The organism is Halorubrum sp. B52 (genome assembly GCF_059752555.1).
Map to the genome: position 1 here is coordinate 475850 of NZ_MWTG01000018.1, position 21851 is coordinate 497700.

Genomic DNA, 21851 nt, shown 5'->3' on the forward strand with positions numbered 1-21851 from the left:
GATTGCAGACAGTCACCCGCCGAGAAACTGTTTCCGGACCGCTTCGTCGTTGAGTAAGGCGTCGCCGTCGTCCTCGTATCGGTTCTCACCGTTAGCGAGAACGTACCCCCGATCGCAGCGTCGAAGCGCCTCCTTTGCGTTCTGTTCGACCATCAGTACGGTCGTTCCCGTATCATTGATCGCATCGATACGGTCGAACATGTCACCGACGAGGTCCGGTGCGAGACCTGCACTCGGCTCATCCAACAACAGCACATCAGGGTCTAACATTAGTGCACACCCCATCGCAAGCATCTGCTGTTGGCCCCCCGAGAGGGATCCTGCCTCCTCGTCAGTTCGCTCGGCGAGGACCGGGAATCGGTCATACACCATCTGTTTGCGCTTTTCCGGAACCGTTTCCAACACGTACGCTCCGATCCGAAGGTTCTCTTCGACTGTTAGCGTCGGGAAGATGTTGTCTGACTGCGGAACGTATCCGATACCCTCGTGAACGACATCTTCGGGTGCCATCCCGGTGATATCCGCACCGCGGAACGTGATCGATCCGCCGAGACACGTCGCGATTCCGACGATCGCTTTCATTACCGTTGATTTACCCGCGCCGTTGGGTCCGACGATTGCGACGTACTCTCCATCCGCGACGCGAAGATCCACCTCGGATAACACCTTGATCTCCCCGTACCCAGCATCGAGCTCATCGATATTGAGAAGACTCACGCTCCACCCCCGAGGTACGCTTCGATGACGCGGTCGTCCGACAACACGTCCTCTGGACGACCGTCAACGAGCACCTGTCCCTGCTGCAGAACGATCAGCCGGTCGACCAGCTCGGTCAGCGTTTCAAGCTCGTGTTCAATGACGACGATTGTCATTCCATTTTCGTTAAGTCCACGTACGTGTTCGGCGATTTCGTCGGTCAGGGTCGGATTCACGCCGGCGAACGGTTCATCAAGCATGAGCACGTCAGGGCCTAACATGAGGGCCCGTGCGAGTTCCAGAAGCTTCCGTTGACCACCGGAGAGATTGGCGCTGTACTCGTCGGCGAGGTGATCGAGTTCGAACGTCTCGAGTAACTCATCCGCTCGGGTTTGTACGGACCGCTCTGAGTTTTGCATCGACTCGGTTCGGAACAGCGCAGAGATAGTTTGCTCACCGGGTTGGTTGGGCGCAGCGAGCCGAACGTTGTCCCGAACAGTCATAGTCTTCAGCTCTCTTGTAGCCTGAAACGTCCGAACCAGCCCTCGTCTAGCAAGCACTTCCGGTGGATCACCGGTCACCTCCGTCCCGTCGTACGTAACGACTCCCTCATCCGGCGTGATGACCCCGCTAATGCAGTTGAAGAGAGTCGATTTTCCCGCGCCGTTCGGGCCGATTACGCCAACCAATTCGCCCCTGTCGATCGACACTGACAATCCGTCAATGGCGCGTAGCCCACCAAACTCCTTCACGATTTCGTCGGCGGAGAGGAGACTCATCGGTCCACCCCAAGTTCTTGTGCGTTGCCCCAAATTCCAGCGGGCCGGTACCGGATCACCGCGACGAGGATAAGTCCGACAACGACGAGCCGGATTGAAGCGAACACGTCGGAAGGGACTGGCGTCACATCGAGCGCGAACCGTGAAACAAGTCGCAACCCCATTATAATCGCTAACCCAGCCAGAACTCCCCGATGATTCGCGGCACCGCCAAGCAACATTCCGATCCACACCGTTACCGTCACTTGGATTGTGAAGAATCCTGGAGCGACTGCGCCGTTGTATAGCGCGAACAGCCCACCAGCGAGTCCTGCGAGAGCCGCCCCGTAGACGAATGCTTGAGTCTTGTAGGTAACTGTGGACTTGCCGACCGATCGCGTGACAAGCTCATCCGCTCGGATTGCTCGGAGCACACGGCCATAGGGCGCACTAGTGAGTCGGGTGACGCCGGCAAGCGTTACTAAGGTGATTCCACCGATCACAAACAGCGTCGCGACCAGCCGGGTATCGGCAGTATCAACCAGCGCGGCAATCGGGCGCGGGACGCCGAGGATCCCCACGTTTCCTCCGAATATTCCTTCAAAATTGACAAATATCGAGTGGAGTATCTCAGCTGCCGCGAGGGTCACGATAGCGAGGAAATCACCGCGCAGCCGGATTGAGGTGACGCTGACGCCGAGCCCGACGAGCGCGGCGGCGACAACACCCACGCCGAGGGCGAGGGGCCAGGGGTACCCAAGCCCAATACCCGCGAAAGTGTCCTGTGCCGAGAGCATTGCCGTTCCGTATGCGCCGACCGCAAAGAAGGCGACATGACCGAAATTGACGAGGCCAGTGTGCCCGTACTGGAGGTCAAGTCCGAGCACAAGCATTCCGTAGATAACGAACAAGATACCGACCTCAATAAAGACATAAAAGGCGCTCGGAAGTCGCGCCTGAAGCGGCGTTAACGCAAACAGGCCGCCGATGAGCAAACAGCAGAGCCCCGCCAGCAGGGCCACGTCACCGCTCCCTGATGGGAGCCGGTCGACGACGTTCATACCTCACGCACCTCCGTTCCCGCGATCCCGCTCGGCTTCACAAGCAGCACGAGGATCAGAATCGCAAATGCGATTGCCGATGAAAGGCCGCTCATGCCCGACGGTAGAAACGCCGTTGACAGCGATAGTACGATACCAATAAGATACGCTCCGAGAATCGCCCCGTAGGGGCTCCCGGCACCGCCCAGGATCGCTGCCGAGAGGATCTGGAGGATTTGACTGAACCCTGTCGTTGCGTTAACGTTCGTTTGGATAGCCAAGAGGACACCCGAAAGTCCGGCGAGAATGCCGGCGAGTACCCAGACACTATCCCGGATCAGTTGGGTGTCAATCCCTCGAACTCGGGCGAGGCTTTCATCATCGCCCATCGCTCGCATCGCAATTCCGACATCCGTCCGTGTTAGCAATCCGTGAATTGCGACGAAGACGGTGACCGCAGACGCGACGACGATCAGCTGTTCTGAGGTAACAAAAAATCCGCCGAGCAGGTCCACAGATCCGACTGACAGATCCGGGATCGCATCGAATCGGAACGTCGTCGTTTGCGTGTCGTAGTATCGGGCCTCGCGTCCCGCGACGAGACGAATCGCGTTTCGAAGGGCAATCCCGAGGCCAATCGACGTCAACAACAGCGGCACCGGTCCGGTCTGATTGATTGGGGTAAAGAACGCGCGAGCGAGTCCGATACTCACGAGTCCGCCGCCAGCCATCGCAACGAGAGCGGCAACCGGAAGCGGAATTGGGAACGTAGTTGCCGCAAAAAACCCGATAAATGCGCCGATAGTCAGATACTCGCCGTAAGCGAAATTAATCATGTTTACAATGCCGTAAATCAGGGTAAATCCGATCGCGGCGATTGCGATATACGAACCCGTGATCACCCCGAAAATAATATTTTGAAGAAGACCCATCGAAATCAGTACTGGCCTTCCTCAACGAAATCACGGACATCCGCGGCAGAGACCTCACTCGTTTGAGTGAACTCGCCGTCCTGTGCCGTATTGATGCTGACGGTCCCGAACACATTGCCATGTTGGGTGAAATTGACCGGGGTCGCGGCGCCTTGATAGTTGATTTCATCGCCGTTTGCGAGCGCCTCTTTCCCCTCGGCGAACGTGCTGACCGCCGTTCCCTCCCCACGGCTGACTGGACCGAGATTTCGCTGAATTGCTTCCGGCGTGGCCTCGCCCGCCCGCTCGATTGCCAGCGCAGTCACTTGAACGGCGTCCCAAGCTGGGGGCGTCCAGGCGTTGATGTCGGCATCACCCGCCTCAGAGTAGATCCCTTCGAACGTGTCGTAATTCGGCCCGGATTGGCCGGGGGTGGCCCCCCAGGCACCGTTGAGATCGCTACCAACCTGATCGATCACTGCCTGCGACGTCAGCGTATCAGAGAGAATTGGCTGCCGACCGTATCCGCCGTCAGACCAATCGCTCAGCGCGGTGATCGCCGACTCCTGCGGGAGACTCACAAGGAACGCGTCGAATTCGGCCTCAAACAGGCGGCTAAACGCTGATTGATAGCTCGAAGCACCAAGTTCGACTTCCACTCGTTCGGCGACGGTCCCCCCGTTGGCCTCGTAGGCGGAGATGAACCCCTCGACGTAGCTCCGCTCTCCTTCGGTGGTACCGTTGATCACGCCCAAGGTGTCGAGGCCTTCTTCAATCGCGAAGGCGGCGCTACCGCTCGTGTGGACCGTGTCGCCGACGACAGTTCGCCATACCCACTCGTCGTCACTTGTATCATCTGGGGTTCCCTTATCACCTCCACGAGCGTCAAGGAACGTCGATCCGGGCCACGGAGTGACAACTGGTGTCGACAGGTCTTGGAGGAAGTCCCAGAGGGGGTTGATCTCGCTTGAGAATAGCCCGATAATCGCCGCGACATTATCGTTCTCAACCAATTGGGTTGCTACGGTCCGTGCTTCCTGCGGATCGACTGCAGTATCGCGGCGAACGACTTCGAGCTCCGCGTCAAGGGGACCACCCGCTTCGTTGATGTGGTTGACAGCGGCGTCAGTTGCCTGTGAGATCCCAGGCTGAAGGAAGTCCCACTGGCCACTGAGCGACGCCGGCTGTCCAATCGAGATCGTCTCGGAGCTGCCGGTATCTCCGTTCCCACCGTCGGTGCCGTCTCCGCCGTCCCCGTTGCTGCTCCCTCCATCGCCTCCATCACCACCCCCACCGAACCCGACACAGCCAGAGAGCCCCGCTATGCCGCCGGCTCCGGCGATGGTGACAAACTTACGACGATTCGCATGAGTAGTGTTATCAGAAGACATTCAATTGAAACATCTGAAGGAGATTAAATAAAACTTGTGCTGAGAAAAGGGGTCGTTTTTCGATAAGCTGAATCCATCCGAAGGTAAACGCTTGTAACCATTTTCAACAATACTCGGCTCGGCGTACTTACGTATATTTGGAAAGTGGTTAATTCAAAATATATACTAAAAAATATATTAGTACTCCATCTATGTTCTCATATGTAACGTGTTGAAATCGGAGCCTGCAACGATGGCAGGGTGTCCGTAGCGATCGAGTACCCTTAAGAATAGGAAAAGCGTTATCAGCCTCGTTTTTCCAGTATCTGAAGTACGGTAATAAATCCCGTTAGTTTTTGTTGGATACAGCGGAACGTGAGGCAGTCGATTAGCATCGGGATTTACGGCGGCGTACAGTGAGTATCGATCGTAATTGAAATGAATCATCACTTCGTTGATCGACGATGTTCAGATAAGGATTGAAAGGTGAGGCGGTGCGTTTTCAATGATTCATGCCCGAAAACGACCGCCTCAGCGGCTGTTTAGACGATATCAACTTAGATTTTGTGGAGCGAGAAGCAACACCGAAACTGTTGATGAAGTTCAGTATTCAGCATCATATTGCTGGATTATCACTTTCGAATACTATTTTGTTTCTTGAGGTATTCGGTGTTGATCGGGTTCGATCGACTATTCATAACTGGGTTCACAAGGCCGATCTACAGCCGGAATCTGGTCAGGGCTCGAATCACGTTGCGGTCGATGAAACCGTAATTCAGCTTGACGGTGAACACTATTGGTTGTACGCCGCCGTCGATCCAGACTCAAACGATTTACTCCACACAAAGCTTGAGCCGATAAGAACGAACGTGATCGCAGATCAGTTTTTCGCAGAACTCCGCGGAAAACATGACGTCGAGTGATACTGCCGGACTCAGTCCCCTTGGAGCCAAGCACGGCGAAGACGTGCGACTTCTTTGGGAGTGATATCGTCACGCTCGATAGCGCTCTCGATGTCCGCGGCAGTGACTGCACCACGCTCAAGCACGCGTTGGAAGACATCCTCAACGACAGTAGCCGTCTCGTCTCCACCGACCGACCATCGGCAGTCACTGCTTTCGACGGTCCCCTCAAACGTGACTACATCGCCATCCGCTGCTTCCGCGGGGTGTTCGACCGTGTACTCGAGGCTCGCATCGACCACCGAATCAGCGGTGTCCCAGTACACTGTGATGGTTCCGTCATCCCGGTCTACGGCAACTGGTTCGGGGGAGAGGTCGATATTGCCGATCTCGCCATCGACTGATTCCCTGAGTATCATCCGATCGCGAACGTTCCGGAGCGAGACGGTCACTGGAACCACCTGATCGGGGGAGAGGTAGGAGCGGTGAACCGTTCGCGTCACGTCAGCCTTGCCTTCAGCTGTGCTATCGAGTAATTCTATCGCCGTACCGGTGGTGGATTCCCCCAGTCCGGCATCTCGATTCACCACCCGTGCCCAGACGGCGAGCAAGCTCGGGAGGACGAACACGCTGGCGAGGAACGCGAACACGATCGTCAGCGCGGTGATAAGGCCGAACGACTGAAGGAACGGGAGGATCGCGACGAGCAGCACGGCGAACCCGCTGGCAGTCGTCGCCGCACTCGACAGCAACGCACCACCGGTCCCGGTGACGGTCTCGTGTAACGCCGCGGTAACCGTCTCAGCCTCGGCGAGTTCCTGGTTGAATCGCTCGCTGATGTGGAGACTGTAGTCGACGCCGAGCCCGATCGTGAGCCCGGTAATCATGCCGGTGACGATGTTGAACGGGATGTCCAGCAGCGCCATCGTCCCGAGTACCCACGTCAGGGTGAACGCAACGGGGACGATCGTGACGACGCCGAGTGACGCGCTCCCCTCGGTGAGCCGGTAAGCGACCGCGAGGACGACGACGACCGACAGCAGCGCGACGACGAGACTCATGAGCGCCGTCTCCGCGAGCTGGTCGGCCGTGATCTGGTTGACGATCACGTCGCCGGTCGCGATGACGGAAACGCCCTCCCCGTCGGCATCGTCGGCAACCCACCCCATCTGGTCGTGGACGACGTCGTCGTCGACGCCACTGTCGACGGTCACGACCATCCGGACAGCCCGATATTCGCCGTCCTCTCTGTGGACGACATCGGCTGCTTCCTCAGGTGCCACCCGGTACAGTTCGTCGTAGACGGTGGTCACGTTCTCGTCGGGGACGCCGTCGCCATCGATGTCGGCTGCCGCTAGCGTCCGGTTGAACGACGCGTTGTCCGCCGCGAGGCGGTCCATCACCGTGATCGGGTCGGTTACCGCGGGCTCTCCGTCGGCGTACGTCTCCGTCGCCGACATGTCGCTCGCATTCGTGCGTGCGGTGTCGAGCCGGTCGAGTGTCGCGGGATCAGTCACGTCGCCCCTGACAAGTATCGTGGCTGTGGTGTCCTGTCTGACGAAGTCACGGTCGAGCGTGTCGATCGCTCTCTCTGCCGTGTACGTCCCGGGCGCGATCGGATCGGGGAGGTCTTTCAACCAGTCGTCGGGATCCTCCGCGAGGAAATCCGACTGCTCGAAGCTCGCGTCGATACCTGTCGCCCCGTACGCACCCGTCGCGCTGACGAGGAGCGCGACGGCGATGACGACGTAAGGGGCCTTCGTCGCGAGCGTCGCCCCCGTACCTAGGACGCGACTGACCGGCCCGCTACCCGTTCCGACGGCTGGTTTCAGGCGGTCGATCCCCCGGCGTTCGAGGAGCTCGTCGAGTTCGACTTTCAGCGCCGGAACGAGCAGACCGAAGACGAGCAGCGTGGCCACGATGCCGATAGCGCTGACGACGCCGAGTTCGCGGAACACCCCGAGCGGGCTCGCAAGGTTCGAGAGGAAGCCGATGACGGTCGTCGTGGTGACGTAGACGAGTGCGACGCCGACGCTCCCGAGTGCGACAGCCATCGCGCGACTAGGCGACGTCTCGCTCGACTCGCGAGCCTCCCGATAACGCATCACGACGTGGAGGCCGTAGTCGATAGAGAGCCCGATCAGCAGGACGAGGACGACGATGAACGGCTGGCTGAACGCGATGTCGAACCACCCCATCGCACCGAACGTCCACACGAGCACGAGCGCGATCCCCAGGAGACCGAGCAGGATGTCCAGCAAGTCCCGGTAGACGACCACGAGAACGAGCAAGACGAACGCAATCGCTAGTGGGCCGACCAGGAGGACGCTGTCGATCATCGAGTCCGTGATCTCCGTCGAGACGACGCCGTCACCGTAGACCAGGACGGCCATCGAGTCGTCGTCCGGCGCCAGGTCCGTCATCGTGGCCTGTGCGTCCTCGATCTCCTCGGGTGCGTCACCGGGTGCGAACGATCCGCCTGCGGACTCGTGGGTCACGACGAGCAGCGTCGCGTTCGTCTCCGTCGATCCCAGCTCGTAGTAGTCGGGCATGAAGGCAAGCGCGCGTGCCGACTGGTCCGATTCACTGAAAAGTACGTCCGCGACGAGGGCTTCGACTTCGGAGTCGTTTAGCGACCGGAGTTCCGCGATCTGCGTCTCGAGAGTTGGGTCGAGGCTCTCCAGCTCGTTTCTGTCCTCGGCGAGCGTTGCGTACTCGTCCGCGAGAATCTGTTTCGTGACGTTCCCCGTATTCTCACCTGTCTCGTCTTGCGCGCGTCGCTCCTCGACAGCGTCCGCGAACAGCCGGTAGTCCGCCTCGGTGAGGGTCACCGACGTGTTGGCGTCGACGGCCTCGAACGCGGGGCGAACGCTATCGTTGGGGTTGCTCTCGAGCGAATCGAGCGCCTCCGCCAGGCTCGTCTCCGTCCTCGCTAGTTCACGTTCGCGAGTCTGTAGCTCGGCGGCCCGGTCTTCCCGGATCGAGGTGGTCGCGACGAGGTTCGCGACGCTTCGCGTGGAGTCGTTCTCGACGAGGGTTTCGTTGACTGTTTCGTTGGTCTCGAGCGCCCGTTCGTATTCGAGAATAGAAACGAGGGTGTCCTTATCGAGGACGTTGTCGTCCCGGACGATGACCTGTGCTGAGGTCGTATCCGTCGACCCGCTCGAGAAGTTCGCGTCGACGTAATCGAGCGCATCGGCTTCGTCGGCGTCGGTCTGGAACTGGTCGAGGGACGTCGATCGGTCGACCATCGGCACTCCGGCGGCGACCACCGCGGACGCGACGACCATGACCGCAATAACGAGCCGAGCATTGTCCGTGATCCACTCGCTCACGTCGACCATTACTGAACACACACCCCCAGTTTCGACGGCGTGGACGAGGTACGATCCACCGTAACCGCCCCGTTGAGCGTGACGCAGGCCAGCGATCTGGCGACAGAAATCTGGACATTGGGAAATTTCGATCCCGGGCTGCTAGCCACGCGTTCGCGGAGTTCCGACATTACATGTCCGTACACGCCTCGGCTGGTTAGTGATCAACGCGAGAAATTGAGGCCCACCCTAACATATTCGTATGTCCCGCTATAATGAGCGAAATGGTAGGTACGCTACAGACGATGCCACACGCGAAACTTTCCATAGATATCCCCGACCATACCTGGATCGGAGATCTCTCGACTGCTCATCCGGAGGTGGTGTTTCAAGTCGTCACAAGTATCCCTGGCGAAGGGACCGGTATCGGGCTTGTCAGGCTCAAGACCGCTGACCCACTCCCACTCATTACCGACATTCAATCCCGTGACGACATCGAGGACCTCGAACTACTCTGGAAGCACGAAGACGAGGCGCTCCTCCAAATAAAGACGGTGAACCCACTTCCACTTCTCCCGGTCCTGCGAGCCGGTGTCCCACTCAGAATGCCCTTCGATATTCAGAACGGTGTCGCTACGTGGGAGGTGACGACATCGACGAGGCGGCTCTCGAGTCTCGGCGATCACCTCGAGGATTTAGGCATCGGCTTCACGATCGAATATGTTCGCGAAATCGACGCGAGCCAAGCAGACCAGCTGCTCACGGACCGACAGCAAGAGGTGCTTTTGGCTGCTGTCGAAGCAGGCTACTACCGGACACCACGGGAATCGACATTAGGCGAGGTGGCTGAGGCACTCGACATCGCGAACGCGACGTGTAGCGACGTGTTGCACCGAGCAGAGGGCCACATTATCCACTGGTTCGTCGAGGAGCATATGGAAGTATGATAGCCCGACGGCGAAATCGTGGCCGACTGTCGTACCGTGGCTGACGCCGTGTCTAGACGGGTTCTACAGTGAACAGCGAGTCGTCCGCCAGGACGACTTGGACGCGGCGATGCCATGCGTCAGCGAAGGCCTCCCGTTGCTGGTCACTGGCTGACCCATCGAGGATCCCCTGGAGATTCTCGATTGCCGGTCCCCCGTCAGGGACGTCGCCGGTGCGAAGTTCGAACGGAACAACACCGATGAGTGGCAGCATTTCTCCGCGAATTTAGCCAAGTTCGGCGATCTGTCGAATGCCGAGTCACGACACCTCATCGTCGTCTCAAACAAGAACCCGTTCCAGCAAGGAGAGGACGATAGTCGGAGTACGGCGAAGGCTCATCGGCGCTTCGAGCGGGTAGAGGAGGAATGTGAAAAGCGGGCCGTCGAATTCACCGAAATACATCCACGGGAGTAGGGCAGACAAATTTGCTGTCTGAGGGGTACATTATTGAGCCACAAGTCGACTGACCGAGGACCATAGTCGATAGCGTTTATTATCCCCTCAATAGGTGAGGGGCTCGCTGCACTGGCGGGGTCCCGAAATACAGTGAGAACGATGGCAACTAAAGACATCTACGAGAGTGGATTCGACGAGGACATCCGAACGGAATCGAGTGCGAACCAGTGTCCCGAGTGCGACGGCCGGGTCACCACGAACGCGGTCGAAACAGTCTGTGAGGACTGTGGCCTAGTCATCGACGAACAACGCATCGATCACGGGTCGGAGTGGCGGGCGTACGACGACGAGGAGCGCGAGCGAACGGGCGCCCCACTCACTGCGGCTCGCCACGATCGCGGCCTGTCGACGGAAATCGGTTGCGGCACCGACGCGAAGGGGAACGAGATCTCCGGGCAGAAGCGACGGCGACTCGCACGGATGCGTCGCGAACAGACTCGGGGTCGCTGGCGGTCGAAAGCGGAACGGAATCTCGCACACGGGTTGGGCGAAGTGCGTCGGTTGACGAGTGCCCTCGAATTCTCCGATTCGGTTCGCGACCAGGCGTGTCAGCTCTTTCGGAGCGCCCAGAACGAGGATCTGCTTCGAGGCAGATCCATCGAGGCCATCGCCGCGGCCAGCGTCTACGGGGCCTGCCGGTGCAACGGCCGCTCGCGGTTAGTGGACGACGTCAGCGAGATGGCCCGCGTCGCGGAGGCACGGGTCACGAACGCGTACAAAACGCTGAACGAAGAGCTGGGCCTTCCCGCCGAGCCCGTCTCCCCCAGCATGTTCGTGCCGCGCCTCGCCTCGGACCTCAAGTGCCCAGACGAGATCCGACAGCGGGCCCGAGCCCTCGCGGAGCAGGCGGAGGAACGCGGCGTCACGACGGGCGTCCATCCAGCCGGGTTCGCAGCGGCCTGCCTCTACAAGGCGGGACAAGAACAGGGAAAGTGGGTAACACAAATCGACGTCGCGGAGACAGGGAACGTCACGCCAACGACTGTCCGGACCCATCACGAGACGTTAGAGGAACAGGTAGCCTGATAACGCTCGCCTACAAGCATCGCCGTTAGATAGTTTTCCCAGGAAACTATTTGTTCTTCGGCCGCGTAGCATCCAGTATGACCGAGACGTGGGACGACGTCAACGAGCAGGTCAAGGCGGACTGGAAAGAGGAGACGACGCCGTTCGAGCGGGTGTACGAAATCGTCGAACAAACCCACGACGGGCAGTCGGCGGCCGAGATCGCCGATCGAGCGCTCGTGAGCGAGCCGACAGCGCGTCGCCACTGTAAGACGCTCGTGAACACCGGTTTCGCCGAGACGGAACAGGATGGCCAAACGACGCTGTACAAGCGCAACAGCGACCGAGTGTTGATGTCCCGGATCCACGAGCTGCGTGAGGAAGTCGATCGGCCGGCGTTACTCGACAGCATCCAGGAGATGAAAGCCGAGATCAGGCGCTACGAGGACCGCTACGATGTGGTGTCACCGGAGGAATTCGCCCAGCAGCTTGACGCCGACGAGACGGCAGGGTGGGACGACCTCACGGCATGGCGAACGACGCGGCAGAATCTCGCCGTCGCACAAGCCGCACTCGCCTACGACGAGGCCAGTCACCAGCTCGCCGTATGAACGGTACCGACCGCGCCGGCGAGTTCGGGCCGATCTATCTCCCGGCCCTCCGCCGGATTCGTGACCTATGGCTCGAACTCGAGCCGCTCGTTGAAGCAACCGCATACGATGATGTCGTCGCACCTACGGAACTGCAGATCAGTCTCAGTGATGGGATCGGCGGCGCCGACAACGCTCGGCTCGATATCCAGTGGAGCGAACTCGGGATGTATTCGTTCCACTATGTCGATAGCGACGGCGTCAACTGGCGCTTCGATCGCCACCCGAACACACACTCTCCCGAGATCCATTTCCACCGGCCGCCTGAAGCCGCAACAAGGGACACCGAATCGTCCTGTATCGACGTGACCGAGGTGTCACTCGTGACGCGTGCAGTTCATGCAATGTGGCGGGCAGCGTACGAGGACGACGATATAGAGCAGCTGAATAGCGCCTCAAACCCGCCGTGAAACGGGATTAGCGGATGGCGCGGTCAGCCACGTCCATCATCTGTTCACGAGCGGCTTCGACATCCGAGTAGAGCGCCAACGCGTGCTTGATTAGGCGACGGTCTTCCAGATTCTCCTCCCACCGCGTGATCACGTCACGGCGCTCGTGGAGCTCCGCACTTGCGAGGTCGCCGTCAGCGAGCGACTGTTCGAGTTCCTCCCACGTCTCGACGTCGTAGGTCGCCTGCCACTCCTCGATCCCCTCGGTGATCGCGGCCAATTCGCTCCGCAGCTCCTCGCGGGTGTTCTCCTCGATGAGCGTGCGGATTTCCTCGAAGAGCAGTCGCGTGTAGTTCGGTAGATAGCGTGTCGTCTCTCCAGACTCGACGCGACGCAGCTGGCCCTGGTCGACGAGCGCTTGGAGTTCCTCATTGGTCGTACTCCAGGCAGCGTCAGCCTGCTCACTGATCCAGTTGACCGACCGCGGTTCACGAAGCGTCTCGGCGACCGCACGAATACGGTCGCGTGCGCTCATCGACTCAGTCCACGACTGGACCCCATCTCGCGAGAATTCAGACATGCTTGGCACCTCTTACAACAGTGTAGGCGCGGCACTCACATATATGTTTGTACTGTCTCGTATAATCAAGAGTGCGATGCGAACGAGGGGGTCCGGACGTTGAAATACGAAACCGACGGAAACTATGAGCCAACCGATGCACAACCGATATACTGACTTTGCAGAACTGCGGCCGACCGGCGAGGCGTCCCACATTCCGGACATGAGGCTGGACGACGGCTGTGAGGGTGCCCCCCGGCGGCAACACGTTGCGACGAGGTCTGGTGGCTACCCTGATGCGCCGACGGCCACCGACGGCGAGTGCCGGTCCTGTGGAGCGTCAGTCCCAGACAGCCAGACGAAATGCCGGTTCTGTCTCACTAACCATCTCGGGAGTGACACCACTCGCACGAACGAGACAGCGTCGACGACGTTCCTCGGCATCGTCCACCTGGTCGTCGAGTCAACCACGTTCTACGGCGCCGTCGCGAAGGGCGGCGCCGCGGCGACCCTCCTTGCTGCCAACGAGGCGGAGCCGGCCGTCGACGACTATACGCTTATCTACGATCTCGACGAGCCGCCAGCGCGCCAGTTGGCCGAACAATGGCCCTCACTCCCCGACGCAGTACAGGTGTCGTCAGCGGAGGGAGAGCGGCTTCTCAGCACCGCCCGTGACCGGACTAGGTGGCATGGGCAGGGAGCCACGGCGCACCAGCAGCAGCCCCCGACGCGCCTCTACGACCAGCGTGGGGACGGCATCCGCGACGCGTCGCGTCTCGACGCGGTCCTCGACGACGCCGACGACGCGGTGTGGCTGGTTCCAGTGATGGCGCTGACCGAATCTACTGGCGAAGCTGCGGTTGATAGGCAGGAGTCGTCGGTACCGACGACGCAGAAACTCGACTGTCAAACCTGTGGACGGGCGACCGACCATCGGTTCAAGACCCACGAGTCGGTCCCGGATGAGGCGTGGACGGGCCAACCGATCTGGGAGTGCCGGGTGTGTGACTCGGCTCGCTACGGACCCAGTCTCGAGTAGGGCCAGTGCTGGGCGTCGATTAACCAACACCCTGCGAGTACCGTCAAGGTTCGTTGGTTAAGACCGCGAGCTCTGTGAGAGCTACTGCTTCGGGACGCTCGACTGGGAGGTGACCGAAGACGGAGAGCTCACCATCTGGGGGTACGACGACTTCGAGGTGTACGAGGCGCGGGAGAACGGCCTGCCGGACTACGAAGGCGGGATCGTGACCCACGAATTCCTGCGAGAACTCGCCGACCACCTCGAAGCCAACGAAGAGTTCGATATCCAGACGGCGGGGTTCACCAAGTGCCGCTTCCCAGTCCTGGCCAAGTGGTACGTCGTTCGCGACGGCGAAGTCTTCCACGCGGACCTCAGTTCCCCCGACCCGATCGACGTGTAGCGTTGTTCTCCCCCAGGAGGGGTGCGGGGCGACACAGCACAAGCATCGCCTCGTGAGGTGATTGAATCATGGGACACCGCGCACTTGTTGCGTACGAACGTACCGATGGACAGTACACGCTCCACTACTCTCACTGGGGTGCTGCGAGCCTGAAACTGAAGCACCGCATCACGGCCGAAACCCCGTTCGGTGGCGACGACACCGACTCCAAGTGGGCGAAACAGCTGCTGGCGGAACTGGCCGATGGCCTCGAGGCAGATGCCGTCGATGGCTACCTCGCTGACGAAGATCGACCGTCGACGGTCGTCGAGCCGAAGCCTCGTGCCACCGGGCTCACCCTCAACGAGATCGTCGCTGACCATCTCGACTACCTCCACCACGAGGCGTTCTTCGTGGTGTCGACGACGTTCGAGGTAACCGCCTATCGGACGCTGTGGTTCGGGCTCCAGTACGACTCGGAGACAGTCGAACAGGGAGAGACGGTCGGGAATGGCGCGCTCGCGACGGTGCGCTGGTACGACGGCGAGCCGGTCGGCGACGGCCACCTGCAGGGCCAGTTCGCGGCCCTCAAAGACGTCGTCGGCGATATGCTCGACAAGGGCGTCTTCACGCCGTCGACGGCGAGACAGTACCTGAAACGGAAGCTGGCCGAGCGAGTTGGAGACCGACAGGAGCTGCTCATTCTGACCGGAGAGTCATCCTTCGAGAAGGCGAGCCTGAACCACTCATAGTTGGCTCTGTTTGAACCCTCAGCCACTGGTAGTTTTTTGAATCCGTGCTGAATACAGGGAAGTGACTAATCAGCGGAATCGTTCAGCAGTTCATGTGGGGAAAGTACCAATATATTGGGCCAGTGAATTTCCCTGTAATGGCAAAGAATAGAAGTGCTCTATTCTGTGATTACAATTTCCTCGACCTGAAAAGAGAGAAGCAGGAAGAAATGAAGGACGAGATTTCATCGCTCACCTCGGAAGAGTTGGATGAGAACAGCACGGACTCACTAGCGATAATTTTCTCTTCAAAATATACTCCTTCTCAGATCGAACTTCACGACGTTATCAAAAAGGACGGAGGACAGGTTGAGAAAGAAGTTCAAAACCGAACTGGGATTCCAACCCCCGGTCGAGGCACACCGACTAGGAAATACGAGAGGCTGAAGGTAAAGTTCCAGTTTGACGGGGATAAGAAACTATTCCGTTACAAGCCTAGCAGCTACAATTTCAGCCCTCCATTGTACGACAAGCTCAGAAAGAGTGAGGTTGTGAGATACTTTGATTTCCGGACGCAGAACCGGGATGCTGAAGAGGTAAAAGAGGAACTTCACTCTGATATCGAGGACTGGAAGGATGATGTCCGCTCGTGGGTTGAGAACCTCAATTCCGACATCAGGCAGATGCGGGAGAAATTTGAAAACAAAGCTCGTTCGGCGATTGAAAGGCGCCGGGGCGAGGTTGAAACCAAGACAAAGGTTATGGGGGATCTCGGTGTCGATACAGGTGGTTCTGGAAGTCAGGGGTTCGTAGTCCCTGAGAAGAAGCGGAGTATTGAGCTTCCGAAGCTTGAGGACAGCAGTTCTCCGGATATTGTTCCAGACAATCATTATTTGGAGATTCTCGGGATTATCGATGATCTGGGAGTGAATATCGAACGATCTGCCGAAAGGGTTCGAGATCTGGATGAGGAGTCCCTCCGTGATATTTTTCTCGCAGGGATCAACTCTCACTACGCCGGGATTGCACAGGGCGAGTCTTTCAACCGAAGTGGAAAGACTGATATTCTGCTTCCGTACGAAAACCGGAATTTGTTCGTTGCAGAGTGTAAGTTCTGGACTGGACAGGCTCAGTTCGTAGACGCTATGGACCAGCTCTTGGGGAATCTAACGGTCCGGGATTCGCATGCGTGTTTGATGATGTTCTCTAGGAGAGCGAGGTTCGACGAGATACGTAGGAAGGCGGAGAAGGCGACGAAGAGTCACAAGCAATTTGAGACAGAGTTACCGGGTTACGATGATCACGACGTGTACCGATTCAACATCGACTCAGGTACACCAGTCAGGGTGGCTGTCAAAGTTTTCAACCTGAAATAATCGAGTGGGGCGGCATCCTAGTTCAAGCTAAATCGTGGCAGCTGCTGTTTTTCAGGGGTCGGAATGTGTGAGCCCCGCCGTAGGCTCGTGATTCGATGACCTCAGACGACGACCCGTTTCACGACTGCGAGTTAGATCCCGAGGCGATCATCGGGACACACACCTTCGAAGACGTCCTGTTCACCGACGAGACGGAAACCCCGGTGCTCACCGGCGAGACACCGACACATTCGCAAGCAACCGTCGAGGAAGCGAAGGAGTTCGCGACGAGTATCGACACCGACACCCCACAGATCGCGCTTCCGGCATCGGTTGAGACGCAGATCGAGACCCAGAGCAAGCCCTACACAGGGGCCGCGTTCTTCCATTTCAAGGCGACCGGATCCCTCGAGCGTCACCGCGCCTACCACGCCGCCTACGATTCAGATGTGTATACCGTCGACTTCGAAGCGGACTACGAGTCCGGTGATCTGACCATCACCGTCGATCGTGTGGCCGACTCCTGAACGCGATCTCCCGAAGCAGTTTTTTCGAGCGCCGGCGATGGGTGCCGGCGCACCGAGCAGACAGAGCGGAGCAGAGCCCGGTGAGTCGGCGCTCCGAGGTGAACGAAGATGCATATGATCATCTACGCCTTAGTCGAAGCACCGACACAGCACGACGCCCTGGTCGAAGGGAAAGCGGTCTTCGACCGTCTCGTCGGGGCGAATCCCCACGGCGCAGCCGTGTTTGATTACTACTGCACCTTCGACGAAGAGGATACGACAGTAGCCGGGAAAGCGCGTTGGGGAGATCTGCCGACGGCAGCACCCATCAATTCAGAGGAGGGCGGTGAGCTTCTCGACCGGGCCTGGAAGGCCACTAAGGAAGAGTTTCAGCGGAATCTCGACCGCGTGAGAGAGGCGCTCAACGAGCTAAACGACGAGGCGATCATGCGCGACGAGGACCTCGCTCGCCACGCATTCCACCAGATCGGCGCCTACGAGGGACCGTCGATCCCGTTGTATGATCAGCACGCACAGGGAATTCGGCATCGCGGCCAGCTGGACCGTGTCCTCGAAGAAGAGGAGGACAGTCAAACACTCTGGATCGTCCCCGCAGACGTCCACTTCTAACCGACAATGCCACGGATCACTAACTGGGCACGAGAAAGTCGCACGCCGACACTCGCGTATCGAAACACCGAGACTGGCGCTCGGGCTGTCCTGCATCGAGCGCCGGACTCCTACCGGTACAAGTGGCGCGGGGTGATTCTCGTCGACGGCTACCCGGTCTGGTCGCGGGGATACGAGACGAAGGATGCGACATCGTTCCGTGACGAGCTCCGGGAGCGGCCCGCACCGGACCTCAACTGCCCGGAGTGTCCGAACGACGACGTTCGCGTCGGAGAGAAGGCGGCAGACGGGGCGAAAGTCCAGCGGTGGTATGACTGCCCCGATTGTGGGTACGAAGCCCCCTCACGCATCGTCTACGGCGCCGAACGGTGAGTGAGCGGTGGGCGCTGTTTTTCGGCCGGGCACGAGGTGGTGGCCCGGTACGACCGGGTGAGTCAACCAATGAGTCTCGAAGTACTTGACCGACACAGTGAGGCACTGTTCGAATTCCTCTGGTGCCCCGTCTGCGGGCAAGAGGTCTTCACTCACATCCCCTTCGAGGGGGTGTTCTGCAAGAACTGCAACACCCAGGTTGAACTACAAGAATCCCGAGAGACACGCGGCTACGAGGAGGCCGTGCTCGCCTGCTTCGATTCTACCACGACCTGGAACCTCCACGTCGACGAGAAACTGCGCCGCGACCTGCCTGATGGGTCGGCGCGCGTGAAGATCCTCGGCGCACCGGGCGCCTACAAGGTCGACTGGTGGAGTCCAGAGCCGGGTGAGGACTGGGAACCTGTGGAGCGCGGCGAGTTCGACGACGTCGAACACCTCTCCGAACTGCTCGGCGTCGAGGTCGACCGTCGCGTGGAGATTCTCGGTGACCAGCATCCCGACGTCCTCGTCGACGACCTGCGGCCGCCCGCGTTCGGCGTGGGCGACGAATCGGGTCCGGTCGTTGATCCGGTGGATGACGCCCACAGACGTCTCGAAGACCGCGTTCGTGTCCGCGGTGACCGCGACCACCGGGCGGAACGTCACCGATGAGTGCGGTTCTGGGAGGTCGGCGGCTTCGATGTTCTCGATGTCGCAGAACGCCTCCGCGACGACCGCGTCGACGTCGGCGGCCGGGTCGTACGGCCGGAGCGTCTCGTCGCAGAGAATCTCGATGCGCCCGTTGTAGAGGTCGAGGCCGATCTCGTCGGCAATCTCCCGGAGGTCCTCGCCGTCGATCAGCTCGATGGGAAAGGGATCATCGTTCTGCTGGAGGCGGTCGGCGTACTCCTCGGCGGGATCCGTGAACCGGCCGGTCGTGACGACCATCCCGCGTTTCGGGCCGTCGAAGTCGAAGGTCGCGATCGCCGAGTGGAGCTTCTGGACGACCGGCCGCCCGACCGTCCCCGTGTGCTTGCACTCGACGATGATCGCGCGCCGCGTGCCGTCGACGACCTCCTCCATGATGACGTCGCGACCCTCGTCGGCCGTGCGGTCGGCCTGGCGGACGTTCTCGTAGCCGAGGTTCCGGAACACGTCCTCCATCACGTCCTCGAACTCGAACCCCGAGAGATCGTCCAGTACAGCCATCCTCAATTATGTGGACAGTACGTTGCAACTGCCAAATACGTTGCCGAACGCAGCGCCGTCCTGTTTGTTGAACCCCCGAGAGGGGTGCGGGGGTCACCGAACCGCCCGCGACCAATGATGAAGGGGAATGTACCTATGGCCAGTTCGGAATCCGTTTCAGTCGCATCGGCCGCTCAGTCTCACCAAGACACAGTCGAATACGTCGGCTTCCGCGTCGACGGCCAAGCCGTCGTCCTGAACCTCTCGGAGCATCGGCGACTCTCCCTCGAGCGCAGTCTGGACCTCGTCAACCACAGTCCGAGCGGGTTCGAGTGGGGGTACAGTGGTAGCGGGCCCGCCCAGCTCGCGTGCGCGCTCCTCCTCGACTACTACGACGATGAACAGTTCGCCCGTGAGCACTACATCGCGTTCCGGAATCAGGTGGTCTCACAGCTGGAGTGCGACGGTGCCGCGGCGTGCTGGCACCTCACTGGCGAGGAGATCGACGCCGCGATGGCGACCCTTACCGACGACGTCGTCGCCCTCGCCGACGGTGGACGGCCGTCACCGACGCTCCCCGAGAACTGGCGAACCGTCTCTCGCCCTGATCGAAGAGTGTTCCAGCGCGCTGATCGCGACCACTACATCGTGCTCGGGGATGGAAGCGACGAGTGGCTGGTCGTGCTCTGCAGCCAGGGTGACCGGGCATATCCTGCCCCGCTCGCACATCGGACAGTTGTCGAGGAGGCTGACGTGGAACGGGTAATCCAAGAACTCGCCGAAGAGAGCAACGACCTCATCGAACCCCCGGAGGGGGAGCACTGATGGAGACGCTTCGACTGGCGCGAGCCACCCATCAGCTCCTCGAACGTGGTGTCGAGGCGCTCGAGAAAATCGGGCGTGAACTGGAGCGATACAACGACCGACAGGAGCGCACCGACGACACCGACTCGTGACCGAAACTCACTCTCTAGACCAAACACGGAGTACCGGCTTCCAATATACGCCTACCCCCGAGGGGTGCTCGTGTCCCATCCATCGGGAGCGGCAGCCGGTCACGGCGCCGCTCGGTTTGCGGTTCGCAGATCGCGTCCATATCGAATCGATCCCGCGCCATGTCGCCGGCGCGATCTACGAAGCGCATCACTCCTATATGGACGATATCCCCCGGACGAATCTCGTCCATCACGGACTCTGTTACCAGGACCAGCTACTAGGTGCGATTACGTGGCGCTATCCGCTGATTTGCTCGCTGGAGTACGACGGGACGCGATTCGAGGGTGACGAAATCGTCGAGGCAGCACGGATTTGCATCGGCGTCGATTTCCCCAATCTCGCCTCTGCCGCCCTCGCCCGGTCGATGGAACGATTCGTGCGTCGGCACGGCCAGCGACGAGGCGTTCGGCTCCTGCTGACGTTCGTGCGGGCCGACTTCGACGGCTCGATGATCAAAGCGCTCAGAGACAAGGGCTGGCACTGTGCCGGTAAAACGGACCCCGGCTAAGCGGGAAATCGCCCCGATAAGCAGATCCGAGAGCAGCCGAAGTGGCGGTTTCTCTGCGAAGTCCCAGCTGAGTCCGACCGGGAACAGGCCTCTCTCGGGAGGTGGTCCCTGTGACCACGAATGCCAGTCTCGATGAATTCGGAGCGGAGGCTGATTCGGACAACCAGCCGGAGCGCGATCTATCAGTGGTCAAGCGCCTGCTGGACCCGATATCGCCGGACCTCGGGCTACGACTCATTCCCGGCCAGGGTGATCCGGTGTATCTCCAAAACAGAGGAACTGAACGCTACCTGTTCCGGGACGCCCACGAGCGGTGGTTCATCCTCCAGCCCTCGGCCAAGGAGTCAGTCGACGACTTCGTTCGCTGGGTGTATCTCCCCGAGGGCAAGCCCGCCGAGATCGCTCGAACAGCGATCCGTCAACGGACGATTCTCGGCTACAGGTACGTTCAGCGGAGTGAGGCTCCCGACCCGGTCGCAACGACTGTGACAGCGATGTATGTCAGTGAGCCCTGGCCCGACGATGTCTACGAGTGTGGTTCCTGTGGTGAGCTGTTTGACGAACCTCAGATCCACGCTGTTCATTGTTGGAAAGAACACTTCTGGATTCCAAATCCCAAGCAGATTCGCCGTGTGCGAAGAAAATAACAGATGATTGTTATTTAATGACCAATCTCTATATTGTATGAATTTGTTTGTTATAATATGGCGACAAGGATGGCCACCCGACTCGAGGACTACTTCGAGCAACGAACGGACGGGAAGCTCCGTAGCATCGTGAAATATGAGGAGAGTTCCTACGAGATTATCCACATCAGGGATGATGTTGCCGAGCAATATACGCCGGACGAGCTTGAATCGGCAATCGATGAGTCCCGGATGGAATCGTTAGCTGCCCCAATATATGAGAACACGTTCTCAGAAGGCCACGGACAGCTCACGTGCCTTGTACAGTGCTTCGAGAATGTTATTGAGATGAATTTCGTTCTCAACGATGGGATTGGGGCCGCAGTCGCTCTTGATGCTGAAGCCATGGGTGATGCTCACGGGCTTGTAGCTGAGGCAAGGCAGATCGTCCTCGAAGAGCGAGAGTAGTCGCCGATACTAGGCCATCCAGCCACATTTTGAGAGGTTCTTCACGTCTATC

General features: G+C 59.5%; 22 protein-coding genes and 4 pseudogenes. 18 read left to right on the plus strand and 8 right to left on the minus strand.

Annotation, left to right across the window (positions count from 1 at the left end; translation table 11 throughout):
- Positions 1 to 12: 12 nt before the first annotated feature.
- Genes B4V04_RS19350 through B4V04_RS19370 form a run of 5 tightly spaced genes read right to left on the minus strand, consistent with a single transcriptional unit; the run spans position 13 to position 4796 of the window.
- A complete protein-coding gene (locus B4V04_RS19350; protein WP_498233287.1) occupies positions 13 to 717 on the minus strand; it encodes an ABC transporter ATP-binding protein in 705 nt (234 codons plus the stop codon).
- Entirely contained in the window at positions 714 to 1475 is a 762-nt protein-coding gene (locus tag B4V04_RS19355) for an ABC transporter ATP-binding protein (RefSeq protein ID WP_498233288.1), read from the minus strand. Before B4V04_RS19355 ends, B4V04_RS19350 begins: the two co-directional genes overlap by 4 nt.
- Positions 1472 to 2515, minus strand: coding sequence for a branched-chain amino acid ABC transporter permease (locus B4V04_RS19360; RefSeq protein WP_498233290.1), 1044 nt, complete (start codon positions 2513 to 2515; stop codon positions 1472 to 1474). The genes B4V04_RS19355 and B4V04_RS19360 overlap by 4 nt, the downstream gene beginning before the upstream one ends.
- Complete coding sequence (locus B4V04_RS19365; RefSeq protein ID WP_498233291.1) at positions 2512 to 3426, minus strand: branched-chain amino acid ABC transporter permease; 915 nt, start codon at positions 3424 to 3426, stop codon at positions 2512 to 2514. The genes B4V04_RS19360 and B4V04_RS19365 overlap by 4 nt, the downstream gene beginning before the upstream one ends.
- A gap of 5 nt (positions 3427 to 3431) precedes the next feature.
- Entirely contained in the window at positions 3432 to 4796 is a 1365-nt protein-coding gene (locus B4V04_RS19370) for an ABC transporter substrate-binding protein (protein WP_498233292.1), read from the minus strand.
- A 491-nt stretch (positions 4797 to 5287) separates the two neighbouring features.
- Here B4V04_RS19370 and B4V04_RS19375 point away from each other — a divergent pair.
- Positions 5288 to 5695 (plus strand): annotated as a pseudogene (locus B4V04_RS19375) (transposase domain-containing protein); the annotation flags it as partial.
- Positions 5696 to 5709: 14 nt separating this feature from the next.
- On the opposite strand, the gene B4V04_RS19380 reads toward B4V04_RS19375, so the two are convergent.
- Positions 5710 to 9021: an efflux RND transporter permease subunit gene (locus B4V04_RS19380; protein ID WP_498233293.1), complete on the minus strand. Its 3312-nt coding sequence runs from the start codon at positions 9019 to 9021 to the stop codon at positions 5710 to 5712.
- Between the two features lie 245 nt (positions 9022 to 9266).
- On the opposite strand from B4V04_RS19380, the gene B4V04_RS19385 reads away from it, so the two are divergent.
- The 4 genes from B4V04_RS19385 to B4V04_RS19400 all read left to right on the plus strand — a co-directional run bounded on the left by B4V04_RS19385 (position 9267) and on the right by B4V04_RS19400 (position 12499).
- The gene (locus B4V04_RS19385) at positions 9267 to 9938 is read left to right on the plus strand and encodes a helix-turn-helix domain-containing protein (protein WP_498233294.1); all 672 of its coding nucleotides are present in this window, start codon (positions 9267 to 9269) and stop codon (positions 9936 to 9938) included.
- Positions 9939 to 10533: 595 nt separating this feature from the next.
- Positions 10534 to 11460 (plus strand): transcription initiation factor IIB, encoded by a 927-nt coding sequence (locus tag B4V04_RS19390; protein ID WP_498233295.1) that lies wholly within the window; start codon positions 10534 to 10536, stop codon positions 11458 to 11460.
- Between the two features lie 77 nt (positions 11461 to 11537).
- Entirely contained in the window at positions 11538 to 12050 is a 513-nt protein-coding gene (locus B4V04_RS19395; RefSeq protein WP_498233296.1) for a winged helix-turn-helix domain-containing protein, read from the plus strand.
- Positions 12047 to 12499, plus strand: a complete 453-nt coding sequence (locus B4V04_RS19400) for a toxin-antitoxin system TumE family protein (protein ID WP_498233297.1) — start codon at positions 12047 to 12049, stop codon at positions 12497 to 12499. Before B4V04_RS19395 ends, B4V04_RS19400 begins: the two co-directional genes overlap by 4 nt.
- A gap of 7 nt (positions 12500 to 12506) precedes the next feature.
- Here the strand turns inward: B4V04_RS19400 and B4V04_RS19405 are convergent, their stop codons facing one another.
- Entirely contained in the window at positions 12507 to 13058 is a 552-nt protein-coding gene (locus tag B4V04_RS19405) for a DUF7342 family protein (protein ID WP_498233298.1), read from the minus strand.
- Positions 13059 to 13194: 136 nt separating this feature from the next.
- Here B4V04_RS19405 and B4V04_RS19410 point away from each other — a divergent pair, with 136 nt between their 5' ends.
- The 8 genes and pseudogenes from B4V04_RS19410 to B4V04_RS19445 all read left to right on the plus strand — a co-directional run.
- Entirely contained in the window at positions 13195 to 14076 is an 882-nt protein-coding gene (locus B4V04_RS19410) for a biosurfactant protein 1 (RefSeq protein ID WP_498233385.1), read from the plus strand.
- A 64-nt stretch (positions 14077 to 14140) separates the two neighbouring features.
- Positions 14141 to 14458: pseudogene (locus B4V04_RS19415) on the plus strand (hypothetical protein); the annotation flags it as partial.
- A 68-nt stretch (positions 14459 to 14526) separates the two neighbouring features.
- Entirely contained in the window at positions 14527 to 15189 is a 663-nt protein-coding gene (locus B4V04_RS19420) for a DUF6735 family protein (RefSeq protein ID WP_498233299.1), read from the plus strand.
- A 137-nt stretch (positions 15190 to 15326) separates the two neighbouring features.
- The gene (locus tag B4V04_RS19425; protein WP_498233300.1) at positions 15327 to 16544 is read left to right on the plus strand and encodes a hypothetical protein; all 1218 of its coding nucleotides are present in this window, start codon (positions 15327 to 15329) and stop codon (positions 16542 to 16544) included.
- Between the two features lie 95 nt (positions 16545 to 16639).
- Positions 16640 to 17050 carry a DUF8025 family protein gene (locus tag B4V04_RS19430; RefSeq protein ID WP_498233301.1) on the plus strand — a complete coding sequence of 137 codons (411 nt, stop codon included), beginning with the start codon at positions 16640 to 16642 and terminating at the stop codon, positions 17048 to 17050.
- A gap of 108 nt (positions 17051 to 17158) precedes the next feature.
- Positions 17159 to 17659 (plus strand): DUF7995 family protein, encoded by a 501-nt coding sequence (locus tag B4V04_RS19435; RefSeq protein ID WP_498233302.1) that lies wholly within the window; start codon positions 17159 to 17161, stop codon positions 17657 to 17659.
- 6 nt (positions 17660 to 17665) lie between these two features.
- Positions 17666 to 18031: a DUF7568 family protein gene (locus tag B4V04_RS19440; protein WP_498233303.1), complete on the plus strand. Its 366-nt coding sequence runs from the start codon at positions 17666 to 17668 to the stop codon at positions 18029 to 18031.
- 69 nt (positions 18032 to 18100) lie between these two features.
- Positions 18101 to 18481 (plus strand): annotated as a pseudogene (locus B4V04_RS19445) (DUF7567 family protein); the annotation flags it as partial.
- On the opposite strand, the pseudogene B4V04_RS19450 reads toward B4V04_RS19445, so the two are convergent.
- Positions 18452 to 19222: pseudogene (locus B4V04_RS19450) on the minus strand (restriction endonuclease); the annotation flags it as partial. The pseudogenes B4V04_RS19445 and B4V04_RS19450 overlap by 30 nt on opposite strands.
- 135 nt (positions 19223 to 19357) lie before the next feature.
- Between B4V04_RS19450 and B4V04_RS19455 the strand changes: the two are divergent.
- The 5 genes from B4V04_RS19455 to B4V04_RS19475 all read left to right on the plus strand — a co-directional run bounded on the left by B4V04_RS19455 (position 19358) and on the right by B4V04_RS19475 (position 21799).
- The gene (locus B4V04_RS19455) at positions 19358 to 20026 is read left to right on the plus strand and encodes a DUF6166 domain-containing protein (protein ID WP_498233304.1); all 669 of its coding nucleotides are present in this window, start codon (positions 19358 to 19360) and stop codon (positions 20024 to 20026) included.
- Complete coding sequence (locus B4V04_RS19460) at positions 20026 to 20157, plus strand: hypothetical protein (RefSeq protein WP_008458061.1); 132 nt, start codon at positions 20026 to 20028, stop codon at positions 20155 to 20157. The genes B4V04_RS19455 and B4V04_RS19460 overlap by 1 nt, the downstream gene beginning before the upstream one ends.
- A gap of 116 nt (positions 20158 to 20273) precedes the next feature.
- Entirely contained in the window at positions 20274 to 20705 is a 432-nt protein-coding gene (locus tag B4V04_RS19465) for a hypothetical protein (RefSeq protein ID WP_498233306.1), read from the plus strand.
- 110 nt (positions 20706 to 20815) lie between these two features.
- Entirely contained in the window at positions 20816 to 21352 is a 537-nt protein-coding gene (locus tag B4V04_RS19470; protein WP_498233307.1) for a hypothetical protein, read from the plus strand.
- Between the two features lie 57 nt (positions 21353 to 21409).
- Positions 21410 to 21799 carry a DUF7522 family protein gene (locus tag B4V04_RS19475; protein WP_498233309.1) on the plus strand — a complete coding sequence of 130 codons (390 nt, stop codon included), beginning with the start codon at positions 21410 to 21412 and terminating at the stop codon, positions 21797 to 21799.
- Positions 21800 to 21851 lie beyond the last annotated feature (52 nt).

Excerpts from the sequence above, each read along its gene's own strand:
- B4V04_RS19355 (WP_498233288.1), bottom strand. The coding sequence starts at position 1,475 with ATGAGTCTCCTCTCCGCCGACGAAATCGTGAAGGAGTTTGGTGGGCTA.
- B4V04_RS19360 (WP_498233290.1), bottom strand. The coding sequence starts at position 2,515 with ATGAACGTCGTCGACCGGCTCCCATCAGGGAGCGGTGACGTGGCCCTG.
- B4V04_RS19365 (WP_498233291.1), bottom strand. The coding sequence starts at position 3,426 with ATGGGTCTTCTTCAAAATATTATTTTCGGGGTGATCACGGGTTCGTAT.
- B4V04_RS19370 (WP_498233292.1), bottom strand. The coding sequence starts at position 4,796 with ATGTCTTCTGATAACACTACTCATGCGAATCGTCGTAAGTTTGTCACC.
- B4V04_RS19380 (WP_498233293.1), bottom strand. The coding sequence starts at position 9,021 with ATGGTCGACGTGAGCGAGTGGATCACGGACAATGCTCGGCTCGTTATT.
- B4V04_RS19385 (WP_498233294.1), top strand. The coding sequence starts at position 9,267 with ATGAGCGAAATGGTAGGTACGCTACAGACGATGCCACACGCGAAACTT.
- B4V04_RS19390 (WP_498233295.1), top strand. The coding sequence starts at position 10,534 with ATGGCAACTAAAGACATCTACGAGAGTGGATTCGACGAGGACATCCGA.
- B4V04_RS19395 (WP_498233296.1), top strand. The coding sequence starts at position 11,538 with ATGACCGAGACGTGGGACGACGTCAACGAGCAGGTCAAGGCGGACTGG.
- B4V04_RS19400 (WP_498233297.1), top strand. The coding sequence starts at position 12,047 with ATGAACGGTACCGACCGCGCCGGCGAGTTCGGGCCGATCTATCTCCCG.
- B4V04_RS19405 (WP_498233298.1), bottom strand. The coding sequence starts at position 13,058 with ATGTCTGAATTCTCGCGAGATGGGGTCCAGTCGTGGACTGAGTCGATG.
- B4V04_RS19410 (WP_498233385.1), top strand. The coding sequence starts at position 13,195 with ATGCACAACCGATATACTGACTTTGCAGAACTGCGGCCGACCGGCGAG.
- B4V04_RS19420 (WP_498233299.1), top strand. The coding sequence starts at position 14,527 with ATGGGACACCGCGCACTTGTTGCGTACGAACGTACCGATGGACAGTAC.
- B4V04_RS19425 (WP_498233300.1), top strand. The coding sequence starts at position 15,327 with ATGGCAAAGAATAGAAGTGCTCTATTCTGTGATTACAATTTCCTCGAC.
- B4V04_RS19430 (WP_498233301.1), top strand. The coding sequence starts at position 16,640 with ATGACCTCAGACGACGACCCGTTTCACGACTGCGAGTTAGATCCCGAG.
- B4V04_RS19435 (WP_498233302.1), top strand. The coding sequence starts at position 17,159 with ATGCATATGATCATCTACGCCTTAGTCGAAGCACCGACACAGCACGAC.
- B4V04_RS19440 (WP_498233303.1), top strand. The coding sequence starts at position 17,666 with ATGCCACGGATCACTAACTGGGCACGAGAAAGTCGCACGCCGACACTC.
- B4V04_RS19455 (WP_498233304.1), top strand. The coding sequence starts at position 19,358 with ATGGCCAGTTCGGAATCCGTTTCAGTCGCATCGGCCGCTCAGTCTCAC.
- B4V04_RS19460 (WP_008458061.1), top strand. The coding sequence starts at position 20,026 with ATGGAGACGCTTCGACTGGCGCGAGCCACCCATCAGCTCCTCGAACGT.
- B4V04_RS19475 (WP_498233309.1), top strand. The coding sequence starts at position 21,410 with ATGGCGACAAGGATGGCCACCCGACTCGAGGACTACTTCGAGCAACGA.